The organism is Aliidiomarina sedimenti, assembly GCF_003986955.1.
Classification (GTDB): domain Bacteria; phylum Pseudomonadota; class Gammaproteobacteria; order Enterobacterales; family Alteromonadaceae; genus Aliidiomarina; species Aliidiomarina sedimenti.
Genome location: NZ_PIPN01000003.1, coordinates 80,791 through 94,208, shown reverse-complemented (window position 1 = coordinate 94,208; position 13,418 = coordinate 80,791). Strand labels below are relative to the sequence as shown.

The following is a 13,418-nucleotide window of genomic DNA, read 5'->3' as shown; positions in this document are numbered from 1 at the left end:
AGACTGTATGACAAGTCAACCTTGTCTGCACTTTCGACCCATGACGGCGGCAGATTTTGCCGCCGTTATTGTATTGGGAAACAAAGTGCATGGTGACAACTACCTTACCGAAACAAACGTCGCGGAGTATTTTGCGCGCGGTCAGAAAGACGGTCGCAATCTGCACTGGCTGGCCTTTGCCGATGATAAACTGGTCGGTCTGCGGCTCACTTTTGCTCCTGGCAACTGGCCGATTGACGACTATTGTTCACCCAGCGAATGGCCGGTCGAGCCGACCCGGATGTGTTACTTCAAGTGTGCGGCTATCGACCAGGACTTCCAGGGCTTAGGCATTGGCAAAAGTCTGCTCCAGCATTCCATCATTGAAGCGTCTGCATTAGGCTGCAAAGCGGGTCTTGCGCATATCTGGCGCCAAAGCCCGAACAACAGTGCCTTTGAGTACTTCTCCCGGTGCGGCGGCGAACTTATTGACGACTACCCGGACCGCTGGTATCTGGCCTCAATTGAAGACGGTTACTATTGCCCGGTTTGCGATGGGATCTGTCGTTGTATCGCGGCCGAAATGGTCCTCCCATTCAGCAAGATAAATCTCGCCTGACCCACTTATGGCCAGCCCCTATGCAGTCTATGACCCACTTTGCAGCCCGACTACACCACGCAACCATGACCGCGATATCAGCAGTTACTGGCAGCATAACGGTCCGCTGACAGGTGCCCCTGGTAGCACCGGGATTCCCTGCAGCAGATTGCCGCAGCATGCCGAGTTCGTTGTTGTCGGCGCTGGCTATACCGGCTTAAACGCTGCGATAGAACTAAGCCAGCGCGGTCATCAGGTGGTCGTACTCGAAGCTGGGGACGTCGCTGCTGGTTGCAGTAGCCGTAATGCTGGTTTCGTCCTGCCATCCAGCGGACGCCTGAGCCTGCACGACTACCGTCGTCACTATGGGGCTGAGTGCGCCGACAATGTTCTGCATGAATTTAACCAGGGTGTGAGGCATGTCGAGTCCCTGGTGAAAGCGCACCAAATCGAGTGTGACTGGCAGTCGGCGAGCTATGTGCGGGTTGCCCATACTCCCGCCCATGCTGCTGCCTTGCGAGCGCTTGCTGACAACGCTGCCGCCTGGCCGCGACGCTACCTGGATAGCGCTCATATGCAACAGCGCTATGGCGGCCTGCGTCACGCTCATGGCGCACTGCAGCAACAGCCCGCTGCACGAGTTCACCCACGGGCGCTGGCACAAGGGTATGCCACTATAGCATTACAAGCCGGTAGCCAGATTAAAACCAGCTGCCCGGTGACCGCTTTATCAGCTAAACGCGACGGTTACCTGCTGCAAACCGCCGAGGGGGAGATACAGGCTGACAAGGTACTGATGTGCAGTAATGGGTATTTGCAGCGCTCGTTACTACCCGCGCTCAGCCACTGCCAGCTACCCGCCCTTTCCAGTATTATTGTGACTGCCCCATTAAGCGACTGGCAACGCGAATGTATCGGCCTGACCGACCGTGAGCTGATGATGGATACCCGCTTACTCAAGTATTATTATCGCCTGTTACCGGATGGACGTCTTCTTTTCGGCGGCCGCGGCGCAGTTCAGGGCCGTGACGCGAACCATCCGCGATATCAGCACGCGTTGCTGCAGGCAATGTATACCAGTATGCCGGTGCTCAAAGGCATTGCAGTGGATTACAGCTGGTGCGGGTGGATTAGCGTCTCCGCCGATAGCATGCCCAGAGTCTGCGAACTGGATACCAACTTATTCGCCAGCTTTGGGTATTGTGGTGCAGGTATTTCGTTTTCCAGCCTGGCTGGCAAACGCCTGGCTCAACGGGCATTGGGCGACCGGCTGGCCGCGCTGCCTTTCTACCAGTTACCACCCCGCTCCTTCCCGATGCCCCGCATGCGGCGTTTGGGACAGCGCCTGTATTACCGGTACGCTCGAGTACGCGACGCCTGGTAACTGAGATAAAGAGCAACCAGCAGACATAAAAAAACCGCGCTTAAGCGCGGTTTTTACTAAAACGTATCTTAGTCTTCGGTGCGTTCACGGATAGCTTGCGCCACTTCTGAATCACCATGTCCATTTGCTTCGGCCCACTCTAAATCGCCGTTACTGGCCAGCTGTGACGCTGGCAACTGGCTGACCATGAAGGTACCAATGTCAGCAGAACCGCTTGCCATTGCAAACTGAATAAGACTCATGTTGTTACACAGAATGCCGTCATAAACAGAACGTAAACGTAAACGGTCTTCCCGCATACGTTGACGCATACGCATTCGGTCATCACCCTGTACATATGTGCACATGTTTAATGCCAGATCCTGCGCTTGCGCCGGCTTAACTACGACTAAGTTAGCCCCGAAAGCGACCGCCGCAACGGTCAATGTACTAGCAACGAACTTCAACATTTTTGCCCCCAAACTATGTGTTACTTTGACTTCACTGTCATATATAAAAATATATATTAAAGCATACCTACATCATACTTTTTCAGTATGACAAATTTATAAAATCACGCTTATTTTATCGACACGTTATCATTTTTCTCCAGTAATTTCGCTCGAAAAGCTGGAGTGTTTTCGTCTTCTGCATCGATATCTCTGAGAATAGTACTAGACCATTCATCCGAGTTGAATTCAGGAAACCATGTATCGCCGTCGACCACAAGATCAATTTCGGTCAAATACAGGCGGGTTGCGACAGGCAGAAACTGACGGTAGATTTCACCACCACCAATGACCATAATTTCATCCACAGCGCCGGCAGCCTGGAGTGCCTCGTCGACACTGCTAACCACACTGACCTCATCAGGCAGCGAAGGGTTACTGCCGCTGATAACAATGTTATGTCGCCCCGGTAGCGGCCTTCCTATCGACTCATAGGTGCGCCGTCCCATTACCACTGGCTTGCCCAAGGTTATTTCTTTAAAGTACTTCAGCTCTTTCGGTAAATGCCATGGCATGTCACCGCCTTTGCCAATCACTCGATTCGCTGCCATCGCAGCAACCAGGCTAATGTGCATGTCCGTTCACCAGTTATTCTTTGGTGTAAATAACTTCAACGTCATAATCGTCGTCGTCATCATCCAGATCATCGTCATCCTCTTCCTCAGCCATTTGTTCAAGCTGGCGGTCATGATAATGATCCCATTTGAAATCGACACTTTCAGCGGTTTCTTCCGGCTCCTGCTGCGCTTTAGGCAAGCTTTCCAGATACTTCATAATATCGAACATCAGTCCGTCACGGGCATTGCCCTGCAACGCTGATATCTGATACACCGGGCCTTCCCAGCCAAGCGCTTCAACTATGTTCGCAGTTTTCTCAGCAATCTCGTCTTCATCAAGCAAGTCCGTTTTGTTCAGCACCAGCCAGCGCGGCTTGTCTGCCAGGGCGGCACTGTACTTTTCCAGTTCGCCGATGATGGTCACCGCCTGCTCTACCGGATCGCTGCCATCGAATGGCGCCAAATCAACTAAGTGCAATAGCAAGCCACAGCGTTCAAGATGCTTGAGGAATTGAATGCCAAGCCCTGCGCCTTCGGCCGCGCCTTCGATCAAACCCGGGATATCCGCGATAACAAAGCTTTGATGCGGTGCCGGACTGACGACGCCCAGGTTTGGCACCAGCGTAGTAAAGGGGTAATCTGCTACTTTCGGCTTGGCAGCTGAAACCGAGCGTATAAAGGTCGATTTCCCTGCATTTGGCATCCCCAATAAGCCTACGTCCGCCAGTAACAACAGCTCCAGCCGCAACGGGCGAATTTCACCCGGGGTACCTGTGGTCTTTTGTCGTGGTGCACGGTTAGTCGAGCTTTTAAAGCGCGTGTTACCTAAGCCGTGGAAACCGCCTTTAGCCACCATTAACTTCTGCCCGTGCTTGGTCAGATCACCAATGATCTCATCGGTATCCATATCGCGAGCACGGGTGCCAACTGGCACTGGAATGGTTAAGTCCTGACCACGCTTACCGGTGCAGTTACGGCCCATCCCGTTCTGACCACGCTCAGCACGGTGAAAACGTTCAAACCGATAGTCAATCAAGGTATTCAGGTTTTCATCCGCAATCAGCCAGACGTCACCGCCATCGCCGCCGTCACCGCCATCTGGCCCCCCTCTGGGGACATACTTCTCACGACGGAAACTAACGCAGCCGTTACCACCGTCTCCGGCTTCTACACGGATATCTGCTTCATCGACGAACTTCATGCCTTACCTGCCTTAACTGTTAAAACTTTCAGTCTGCTACAGAACCTGTAGCAGACAAAACAAAAAACCCCGCGACAAACGCGGGGTTTCTGTTTCGCTATACGCGCGATAGAAGTGAGTAAAACTTACTCAGCTACAACGCTTATAAACTTGCGATTGTTCGGGCCTTTGACGTCAAAAGAAACTTTGCCGTCAGACTTTGCGAACAAGGTGTGGTCGCGACCAACACCAACATTGTCCCCAGCGTGGAAACGAGTGCCGCGCTGACGAACCAGGATGTTACCTGCTAATACAGATTCACCACCATAACGCTTCACACCCAGACGTTTAGACTCTGAGTCACGACCGTTCTTGGTTGAACCACCTGCCTTTTTATGTGCCATGTGTCGTTACTCCTTAATTAGGCGCCAAAACCAGTGATTTTCACTTCAGTGAACCACTGACGGTGGCCCATCTGAGTACGTGAGTGCTTACGACGACGGAACTTAACAATGTTCACTTTGTCGTTACGGCCATGGTTTACAACTTCAGCTGTAACCTTGCCACCTTTCACGAAAGGCGCACCAATAGTCACGTCGTCACCGTTTGACAGCATTAAAACCTGATCAAACTCAACTGTATCACCAGTTGCGACTTCTAACTTCTCCAAGCGTACAACTTGGCCTTCAGCGACACGGTGTTGCTTACCGCCACTTTGGAAAACCGCGTACATAATTCTTCTCCACTGCCCCGACAGGGCGCTCAAAACTCAATTCAGGGCGCGAATTTTACGCAAAATATGCCACTAACGCAAGGGCAAATTGGTAAAAAATCAAGCTTTTGCTAACTAACCATCAGAACACTGGCGAAATTGCAAGGATCCTGTAAAATCTGCGCCAAATCGTGACCTGTGAGACAGAACCGAAATGATGGATCTAGCGGCGATCAAACGCCTTTCTGAAGCTGATATGAACGCAGTTGATACTCTTATTATGACGCAGTTGCGCTCTGACGTCGCGCTTATTAATCAATTGGGTCTTTATATTGTCAGTGCGGGTGGTAAGCGTTTACGTCCTCTGCTTGCGGTACTGTCGGCACGAGCATTTAACTACCAGGGAGACCACCACCATACGCTGGCTGCGGTGGTTGAGTTTATTCACACCTCAACCCTGCTGCATGACGATGTGGTTGATGAGTCCGACATGCGTAGAGGGCGTGAAACCGCAAATGCCAAGTTCGGCAATGAAGCCAGTGTACTGGTTGGTGACTTTCTTTACTCACGTGCCTTCCAGCTGATGGTTTCGATGCAGTCGATGCGGGTGATGGACATTCTGGCGGACGCTACCAACGTAATCGCCGAAGGTGAAGTCATGCAGCTGATGAACTGCAATGACCCGGACACCACAGAGGCCCGTTACTTTGCGGTTATTTACAGCAAAACAGCCCGCCTGTTTGAAGCCGCAACCCAGCTGGGTGCAGTGCTTAGCGAACAACCAGCAGAGGTGGAAGAGGCCATGGCAGCCTACGGCCGTCACCTGGGGACAGCGTTTCAGCTGGTCGACGATATTCTTGATTACACCGCCGACGCCGAGGCTATGGGCAAAGAAGTCGGCGACGATCTAGCCGAAGGTAAACCCACCCTGCCGTTGCTCTACGCCATGTGGCACGGCTCTGACGAGCAGTCAGCAATGATAAAGCAGGCTATTGAGCAAGGTGGCCAGCGGGATAAGCTTTCCATGGTTATGCAGACGATGAAGGAAACCGATGCGATCGGTTACGCTCAGCGTAAAGCCATCGAAGAAACAGACAAAGCCATTGACGCGCTTGCTCTGGTGCCTGACAGCGACTACAAAGAGGCGCTGCTCGCGCTGGCACGAATTGCCGTTAAGCGAGTTGCCTGAAGACAGTTCGATCTATTAGATTTTATAATCAGTTCATGTTCTCAATCAGGCGCAGGCACTCGCTCTGCCTGGCCTGCTTTGTTAAAACTGTACTGATACTAAAGCATTAGAAAATAGCGAACACTTACATTCGTAAAATGAAACTTTCATTCGCTAATTTTCCCCGCATTTTTTTAGGCTGAGCCCCTTCCCCCCCAATCTCATACGTTTATTTCACTCCCAAAACCATCTATTATCATTTTGTTAATAATAATTAAAATACAAATGGACCTGCATGAAGGGATTAGTCTGCTGGCTCGCTCTTTGTCTTTCGTTGTTTTTAGTTACCACAACTGAAACTACTGCGAATGATACAATCAGAATCGAGCACTATTCAGTCCATCACGGGCTATCACAGAATTCGGTCACAGGAGTCCTCCTGGACCATGATGGTTTCTTGTGGGTTGCTACCGAAAATGGCTTGAATCGCTTCGATGGCTATCGCTTCCAGTCGGTCAACGGCCCTGACAACCTGTTCCAGACCAATTATATCTCGATGATCGCGCAGACTGACGATAAAACAATCTGGGTTGCTATCCCGACCCAGGGCGTATTTAGCCTCAGCCCGGGCGACCGCGAGTTTAAGAAGCGTATGGACGCAGAGATGTCTGATGACTGGTGGTTCGCCGAAGTCACCGATATCTTCGTCCATCGCGATCGGTATTACCTGGTCACTGAAACCAGCCTGCGCCAGCTGCACCCCGACGAAATGGACAGTAGCCTGCTCTTCGAAGTGGCGCAGAACAGCGAAGACTACTACGACCTGTTACGGCATGCTCTGGCGATTGACGAATTCGTCTTCCTGGCCACCTCCAGTGGTCTTCAGGTCTACCACACGGAAACCGGACAGCATCAGGCGGTTGATTATTTGCCCAACATGCACGACGCACATGCGGATGAAATCAATACCAAATATCTTTACCAATTCGACGATGAACTTTATGTCGCGACTGTACAGGGACTGTATTCGCTCGATCTGACCCAGGTTCTCAGTGCGTTACGCACCAACTCACCTATGCCGACGGCAACCGTGCGTGACCCGGTACAGAATGTATGGCAAATGATCGATCACGACGGTCAACTACTGTTAGCGACCCAGAATGGTCTCTATACCTATACTCCTGATGACCCTCAGGCCAGCCTGTTATTGCGTTTTGAGGATACCGAAAGAGCTATATTCGACAACAGCATCCACCACCTGACCCTTGACGGGCAGGGCAATCTCTGGCTTGGAACCGCTTTCAATGGCCTCTTCCACTGGCGCCCGTCAACACGTCAGTTCCATATCATGGCGCAGGGCATCGGCCCATACCCTGACCTCAGTAGTAACCAGGTCTGGACCTTAGCTGAAGACCTCGACCAACGACTATGGGTGGGCACCCAGAATGGTCTTAATCAGCTCAATCCGGATGGCTCTCATGAAGTCCATTTCTATACTCAGCATGACTCCGCGTATATTCATGAAGGCACCGTCTACGACATATTCCCCGACCCTCAGAACGCTAATCATATCTGGCTCTATCATGCTGAATACATGTACTTATTTAATGTAGAGGACGGCTCACTAACGCCATTACACGAGCTTGTTGACAACCAGGCCGACGCGGACCTGCTGGAAGACTATTTCTGGGGTTACAATCTGATTGGGGACCGTCTCTGGTTTGCCAATGCCGAAGGGCTCTATGTCTTTGACACTAAAGAATACCGCCTGCAACGCTACACTGACTTCGACCATTTGCAGTTTGACCTGATGAATGTTCATACCATTCTCGGTAGCCCCAGAGACAACCCGGATGCGCTTTTCCTTGGTCTGGCCAGCGAATTGTGGCTGTTTGACATGCAGGACAATTCATTGCGTCGTCTGTACCGCCATGAACCCTACCAGCTCTATTCACTTATTTATCCGGAAAGTTTTGTCTACGACGACCAGGGGCGGATCTGGTTTACCATGCTACGCCACGGTCTGCTGGCGTTGGATGCGGAGACTCTCAAGCCTGAAGTCAACCTGGGTATTAACGACGGTTTGCCAGCCAGTTCTCTCTACCAGGGTCACCTTGATCAATATGGCTACCTCTGGTTCAGCTCGATGCAGGGTATTATTCGGTTCCATCCGCAAACCCTCCACCACGAACGGTTTAGCTACATGGATGGCGCCAGTAGCAATGAATTCAATGCCAACGCCAGTGTCCGGCTTAACGATGGCCGCATCGCCTACGGGTCGATGCGGGGCCTCACTCTGTTCAACCCAAGCGACTTGAAACCCGCTCAGCGTACGCTTAATACCCGCATCAGTGGCGTCAACTTCATTACCAGTGGCGAGCGGCTAAACTCGCCGCTTGCCGATCTCAACGGCTCGCATATCGATCTCAACTACAATACCCCGGGGATCCGCATCGACGTTTCTACCAATAGTTTCGAACGGCCCCATATGGTGTTTTATTCATATAGCCTGGAAGGCCCGGAACCCGTTTATATTGCGCGTACCCAGGAGGCCAGCATTTCCTTTCCCCGACTGCCACCCGGTCACCATACACTCACGGTTCGCGCTATCGATCCGCGCAACGGTAACTACGCTGAAACTGCCACCCTAACCATACAGGTGGCATACCACCCGCTGCTTTCGCCGACAGCCTGGGTTAGCTATATTCTGATTGTTTCCCTCGCTCTGGCATCTTTCCTCAAATACCGCTACCAGCAGCATCAGCGTATCATTGAGAGCAAAGCACGCGCTGAGCGCAGCGAAGAACGTTTGCAGCTGGCCATCGGAGCCACCAATAGCGGTATTTGGGACTGGCATTATGAAGGGGACCGTTTATTCGAAACCCGCATGCAGCTGGAGCTCGGGTATAGTGACGATGAGCCGGATATGACGATGGCGATCCATCAAAGTCGCATCCACCGCCGTGACCTCGACGACTATCTGCAGTCATGGCAACAATTACAGCGTGGTCAGCGCAACGACTTCTCCTGTACCTACCGTTTACGTCACGCGGACGGACGCTGGCTCTGGTACCGCGATGTCGGACAAGTCACCCGCCGCAACCGAGACGGCACTGTAGAACGGGTTACCGGTGCCTTCCAGAATATTACTCACGAACGCAGCAACGAGGAAAAAGCGTTGCTGTTTGGTAAAGCCATTGAGCAAACCAAAGACTGGGTCCTGCTACTGGATGGGGATCAGATGCCATTGACCGCTAACCGCGCGTTCTGCGATGCACTTGGTATTGAGCATGACAAAATAAACGACTTCAATTTCATGAATCTGAGTGCAGAGCGCCTGCACTACTACCGCGATATTATTAAGCAGTTACGTCCGGGGCAGCAATGGCGCAATGAGGATGTTATCCGCCTGGTGGATAACGACGAGGTCCCCGTTATCATTAACATCAGTGCAGTGGCGGACGATTCCATTGGTAGCCGTGCCTATGTCATCGTTTTTACCGACATCAGAGCACAAAAGGAAGCTGAGCATCAGCTCCGCAGGCTGGCTAACTACGACGCTCTGACCGGTTTGCCGAACCGGGCTCTGCTCAACCAGCGAATTGACGAAACCCTGGCGCTGGAGGAAAAGAAGCAGGTCGCCCTGATGTTCATGGACCTCGACCGCTTCAAACAAATTAACGACTCGCTGGGGCATAGTATCGGCGACAAACTTCTGTGCGTAATTGCTGAACGGGTTCAGCACTGTCTGCGCAGTGTCGACACTGTCGCGCGCCTGGGCGGCGATGAATTTATTATTCTGCTTCATGCCAATAGTCTGCGCGCAGTTGAGGAGACCGCACAACGCGTCCTGCACACCGTTAATGAGCCCCTTGTCATCGATAAACATCATATCCGCGTCTCACCCAGCATAGGTGTCGCCCTGCACCCGCAGCACGGTCAGACTCGTGAAGAATTGCTCAAGCATGCCGACGTCGCTATGTACCACGCCAAAGACGCAGGCCGCAATTGCTACCGCCTGTTTAAGGACGAAATGGACACCAGGGTACGGGCCCAGCTCAACCTTGAAGTAGAACTCAAGCATGCCGTCAGTCAGCAATTGCTAACCAATAGCTACCAACCCATTGTTAACGCCGCACGCAACCAATGCGTCGGCGTCGAGCTGCTGATGCGCTGGCAGCATGAGAACAACAACATCAGTCCCGACGTATTTATACCCGTGGCTGAAGAGCTCGGGGTCATTGTCACCATGACTAATGTCGCTCTGCGCCAGGCGTGTCTCGATCTGAAAGAACTCCGTGCGCTGCAGCCAGACTTATACCTGTCAGTGAACCTTTCGGTGCGCCATCTTGAGCAGGATGATCTGATTGAACAGCTGCAAAACCTGCTACAGGACTTTGATCTGCCGCCCTCTGCACTGCGGCTGGAACTGACCGAAGGTGTCCTCATCGAAGAAACACTGCGCGCCAGTCAGATTATGAACCGGTTGCGTGATCTGGGCATTCAACTGATGCTCGACGACTTTGGCACCGGCTACTCGTCGCTACGCTACCTCAAGGAGTTTCCGCTTAACGTGATCAAAATTGATCGCACCTTCACCACCGATATTGGTTGTGACCGTTCCGATGAAGCCATCATTGAGTCGATTCTGGCGATGGCCAGCAATCTGGATAAAGTATGCATTGCTGAAGGCGTCGAGAGTGAAGCGCAACGCAGTTGGCTGTTAGCCCGCGGCTGTTATTTAATGCAGGGCTACCTGTTTGGCGGACCAATGCCGATTGAGCATGCCCTCAAATGGTTTAGCGAGTCTTCCCGCTAAGCCTCTTTTAGCTATAAGTTCAGCCATAAAAAAGCCCCGCAATGTGCGCGGGGCTTACTCGACAGAACCTAACCTGGTTACTGGTTAGCGAATTCAATACCGGTCTGAATATCACCTTTCAGACCATCTAACATGTCTGCTTTCGCTTTCGCTTCGAAGTCGCTCAACTGGCCATATGGCAGGATTTCAACCACACCGTCTTTGCCTAGTTTAACTGCTTGCGCGAAAAACGGTGCATCGCTGCCGTCACCTTCAACATAGGCGTATTCAGTCACAGCTTCGCCTTGCTTGGCACGTGCCAGCGATAAGCAGAAACGTGCTGCAGCCTGACCCATGGACAGGGTTGCAGAGCCACCGCCCGCTTTGGCTTCGACCACTTCAGTCCCAGCATTCTGGATACGGTGAGTCAGTTGTTCAATTTCGTCCTGGCTAAACTCAATACCTTCAACCTGAGATAACAATGGCAGAATCGTGGTGCCACTATGGCCACCAATCACTGGCACATGGATATCCGCTGGGTTCTTACCTTTCAGCTCCGCTACAAATGTCTCGGCACGGATTACGTCCAGAGTGGTTACGCCAAACAGTTTATTTTTGTCGTAGACACCTTTTTTCTTCAGCACTTCAGCGGCAATCGCTACTGTGGTATTGACCGGGTTGGTAATAATACCGATGCAGGCTTCAGGGCAGTTGTCCGCACAGGCTTCAACCAGGTTCTTGATAATACCGGCGTTCATGTTGAACAAGTCAGAACGGTCCATTCCCGGCTTACGCGGTACACCAGCTGGAATCAACACGATATCAGCACCTTGCAGTGCAGTAGCTAATCCATCTTCACCGTATCCTTTGATGCTAACGGCAGTCGGAATATGGCTCAGATCGACAGCGACACCCGGGGTTACTGGTGCGATATCAAATAAGGCTAAATCAGATCCCGCAGGTAACTGAGTTTTTAACAATAATGATAACGCCTGACCGATACCGCCAGCGGCGCCTAACACTGCTACTTTCATGATGTACTCCATTTAACTTGGAATTGAGAGGGCTAAAACCTTACTGGATTTGGGTCCAAAAAACAACCGAAAGGCGCAGCCTACTAGGCGTTTGCAGATGTCTCAGGTACACTTACAACATAAGTTGAACCAGTTAGAAGCGACTATGGCAAACTCACAGCAGGATCAGTTAACTGAGCAGTTTAAAGCGCTCCTTAAAGAAGAACGTTATGGCTCACAAACCGCTATCGTTGACGAGCTAAAAGCGCAGGGCTTTACCAACATCAGTCAGTCCAAAGTGTCCCGCATGCTGAGCAAATACGGCGCGGTACGCACCCGTAATGCGAAGCAGGAGATGGTTTACTGTCTGCCCAGCGAACTCAGTGTCCCCTCGGCGAAAAGCCCGGTACGTCAGCTGGTGCTTGAAATTGAGCACAATGATGTGATGGTTATTATCCGCACCTCGCCCGGCGCCGCCCAGCTTATCGCTCGCCTGCTCGACTCCGTGGGCCGCAAAGAAGGTGTACTGGGGACGATTGCTGGCGACGACACCATCTTCATTGCGCCGGTCAAAGTAGCCAACATCGATTTTACCCTGACCAAAGTGCAAGAGCTGTTTGAACGGGTTTAGAAAACCGATTTAAGGTGTTCGAACCAGGGTAACGGCGGCACAAAAAAAGCGGCGCTTAGCAGGTTGTCCTGGTAGTCCAGGATCGGGTCCCGAAAGCCATCTTCATCGTCTTCAATTCGCTGCGCTAACCAGCGATGGGCGGATTCAGGGGTATTACTCCAAAGCAGTTCGAGATGGCTTTGTTCATTCATACTGGCGATCGGCATCTGATGCCACAGTAGCGCCTGCCCCAGATGCTCCTGGACTTTGCTGAAATGGTTTGGGCGGTCAGTCAGGATCGGCTCGCCGCTTAATTTATTCCGCCCTATAACCTGTTCCTGTTGCTCTGGCTTTAGCTGTTGCCAGGCCTGATCCGCAATTCGCTGGTGCTGCAAAATAAGGTAACTACCCTGGTCCCATAACGGCTCATGCTCAGCCTGCATGGCAAGTAAATTACGTCGTTCAGCCCCAAGCAGGGTATCGCGCCAGCATTTAAAGCCGAATAAGTTACGGTTATCCAGATAATGAAAGAAATTGTAGTCGGCCAGCATCTCAACATCAGCGGCAAACCATTCGGTTAACACGCGGCCGGCGAAAAAACAGCTGTCATATCGTTCAGAGCGGATAATCAAGGCGATATCGACGGTTGTCACGTTGAGCGACGCCGGACTCTGCTCGAACGAGGGCAGGTCGGAAAAACGATGGGCCGGCGCCAGAGCTCCCAGTTGGCGGAAAGCATCTTCGCCGAATGCGGCGGTAACGGTTAACAACGACTCCGAAAAGCGTTCATCAAGGCTTGCCGCCAGGGCTGGTAATTTGGCCAGTTTCAGGCGCAGTGATGCCAGATGCGCAGGTTGCACCTGACACAATAAAACCAGGCCATGAATACTGCCCCGGTTTGCTACCCCTGCTTGTCCCTGTGACTTCATAG

12 protein-coding genes are annotated in these 13,418 nt (G+C 52.0%); 5 read left to right on the top strand and 7 right to left on the bottom strand.

Annotation, left to right across the window (positions count from 1 at the left end; genetic code table 11):
* Positions 1 to 7: 7 nt before the first annotated feature.
* Entirely contained in the window at positions 8 to 598 is a 591-nt protein-coding gene (locus tag CWE12_RS07425; RefSeq protein ID WP_126789069.1) for a GNAT family N-acetyltransferase, read from the top strand.
* Positions 599 to 605: 7 nt separating this feature from the next.
* Complete coding sequence (locus CWE12_RS07420) at positions 606 to 1,961, top strand: NAD(P)/FAD-dependent oxidoreductase (protein WP_126789068.1); 1,356 nt, start codon at positions 606 to 608, stop codon at positions 1,959 to 1,961.
* Between the two features lie 68 nt (positions 1,962 to 2,029).
* Here CWE12_RS07420 and CWE12_RS07415 read toward each other — a convergent pair whose 3' ends face one another.
* The 5 genes from CWE12_RS07415 to rplU form a co-directional block, all read right to left on the bottom strand.
* Positions 2,030 to 2,308: a DUF3718 domain-containing protein gene (locus tag CWE12_RS07415; protein ID WP_241972425.1), complete on the bottom strand. Its 279-nt coding sequence runs from the start codon at positions 2,306 to 2,308 to the stop codon at positions 2,030 to 2,032.
* A gap of 212 nt (positions 2,309 to 2,520) precedes the next feature.
* Positions 2,521 to 3,024, bottom strand: coding sequence for a type 3 dihydrofolate reductase (folA, locus tag CWE12_RS07410; RefSeq protein ID WP_126789066.1), 504 nt, complete (start codon positions 3,022 to 3,024; stop codon positions 2,521 to 2,523).
* Between the two features lie 13 nt (positions 3,025 to 3,037).
* Positions 3,038 to 4,207 (bottom strand): Obg family GTPase CgtA, encoded by a 1,170-nt coding sequence (cgtA, locus tag CWE12_RS07405; RefSeq protein ID WP_126789065.1) that lies wholly within the window; start codon positions 4,205 to 4,207, stop codon positions 3,038 to 3,040.
* 125 nt (positions 4,208 to 4,332) lie between these two features.
* On the bottom strand, positions 4,333 to 4,590 hold the full coding sequence (gene rpmA / locus CWE12_RS07400) for a 50S ribosomal protein L27 (protein ID WP_126789064.1): 258 nt from the start codon (positions 4,588 to 4,590) through the stop codon (positions 4,333 to 4,335).
* Positions 4,591 to 4,607: 17 nt separating this feature from the next.
* Positions 4,608 to 4,919 carry a 50S ribosomal protein L21 gene (rplU, locus tag CWE12_RS07395; RefSeq protein WP_126789063.1) on the bottom strand — a complete coding sequence of 104 codons (312 nt, stop codon included), beginning with the start codon at positions 4,917 to 4,919 and terminating at the stop codon, positions 4,608 to 4,610.
* A 196-nt stretch (positions 4,920 to 5,115) separates the two neighbouring features.
* On the opposite strand from rplU, the gene ispB reads away from it, so the two are divergent.
* Together ispB and CWE12_RS07385 are read left to right on the top strand one after the other, a co-directional pair.
* Positions 5,116 to 6,087, top strand: a complete 972-nt coding sequence (ispB, locus tag CWE12_RS07390) for an octaprenyl diphosphate synthase (RefSeq protein WP_126789382.1) — start codon at positions 5,116 to 5,118, stop codon at positions 6,085 to 6,087.
* A 274-nt stretch (positions 6,088 to 6,361) separates the two neighbouring features.
* Positions 6,362 to 10,885: an EAL domain-containing protein gene (locus CWE12_RS07385; RefSeq protein WP_126789062.1), complete on the top strand. Its 4,524-nt coding sequence runs from the start codon at positions 6,362 to 6,364 to the stop codon at positions 10,883 to 10,885.
* Between the two features lie 77 nt (positions 10,886 to 10,962).
* Here CWE12_RS07385 and mdh read toward each other — a convergent pair whose 3' ends face one another.
* Positions 10,963 to 11,898, bottom strand: a complete 936-nt coding sequence (mdh, locus tag CWE12_RS07380; protein ID WP_126789061.1) for a malate dehydrogenase — start codon at positions 11,896 to 11,898, stop codon at positions 10,963 to 10,965.
* Between the two features lie 145 nt (positions 11,899 to 12,043).
* On the opposite strand from mdh, the gene argR reads away from it, so the two are divergent.
* Positions 12,044 to 12,508 carry a transcriptional regulator ArgR gene (gene argR / locus CWE12_RS07375; protein WP_126789381.1) on the top strand — a complete coding sequence of 155 codons (465 nt, stop codon included), beginning with the start codon at positions 12,044 to 12,046 and terminating at the stop codon, positions 12,506 to 12,508.
* Here the strand turns inward: argR and CWE12_RS07370 are convergent.
* The gene (locus CWE12_RS07370) at positions 12,505 to 13,416 is read right to left on the bottom strand and encodes a Dyp-type peroxidase (protein ID WP_126789060.1); all 912 of its coding nucleotides are present in this window, start codon (positions 13,414 to 13,416) and stop codon (positions 12,505 to 12,507) included. The two genes, argR and CWE12_RS07370, sit on opposite strands and share 4 nt — an antisense overlap.
* Positions 13,417 to 13,418 lie beyond the last annotated feature (2 nt).

Bases quoted from the DNA above. Each gene is read 5' to 3' on its own strand.
- CWE12_RS07420 (WP_126789068.1), top strand. From the start codon at position 606: ATGGCCAGCCCCTATGCAGTCTATGACCCACTTTGCAGCCCGACTACA.
- CWE12_RS07415 (WP_241972425.1), bottom strand. From the start codon at position 2,308: ATGTGCACATATGTACAGGGTGATGACCGAATGCGTATGCGTCAACGT.
- argR (WP_126789381.1), top strand. From the start codon at position 12,044: ATGGCAAACTCACAGCAGGATCAGTTAACTGAGCAGTTTAAAGCGCTC.
- CWE12_RS07385 (WP_126789062.1), top strand. From the start codon at position 6,362: ATGAAGGGATTAGTCTGCTGGCTCGCTCTTTGTCTTTCGTTGTTTTTA.
- ispB (WP_126789382.1), top strand. From the start codon at position 5,116: ATGGATCTAGCGGCGATCAAACGCCTTTCTGAAGCTGATATGAACGCA.
- CWE12_RS07370 (WP_126789060.1), bottom strand. From the start codon at position 13,416: ATGAAGTCACAGGGACAAGCAGGGGTAGCAAACCGGGGCAGTATTCAT.
- cgtA (WP_126789065.1), bottom strand. From the start codon at position 4,207: ATGAAGTTCGTCGATGAAGCAGATATCCGTGTAGAAGCCGGAGACGGT.
- mdh (WP_126789061.1), bottom strand. From the start codon at position 11,898: ATGAAAGTAGCAGTGTTAGGCGCCGCTGGCGGTATCGGTCAGGCGTTA.
- CWE12_RS07425 (WP_126789069.1), top strand. From the start codon at position 8: ATGACAAGTCAACCTTGTCTGCACTTTCGACCCATGACGGCGGCAGAT.
- rpmA (WP_126789064.1), bottom strand. From the start codon at position 4,590: ATGGCACATAAAAAGGCAGGTGGTTCAACCAAGAACGGTCGTGACTCA.
- folA (WP_126789066.1), bottom strand. From the start codon at position 3,024: ATGCACATTAGCCTGGTTGCTGCGATGGCAGCGAATCGAGTGATTGGC.
- rplU (WP_126789063.1), bottom strand. From the start codon at position 4,919: ATGTACGCGGTTTTCCAAAGTGGCGGTAAGCAACACCGTGTCGCTGAA.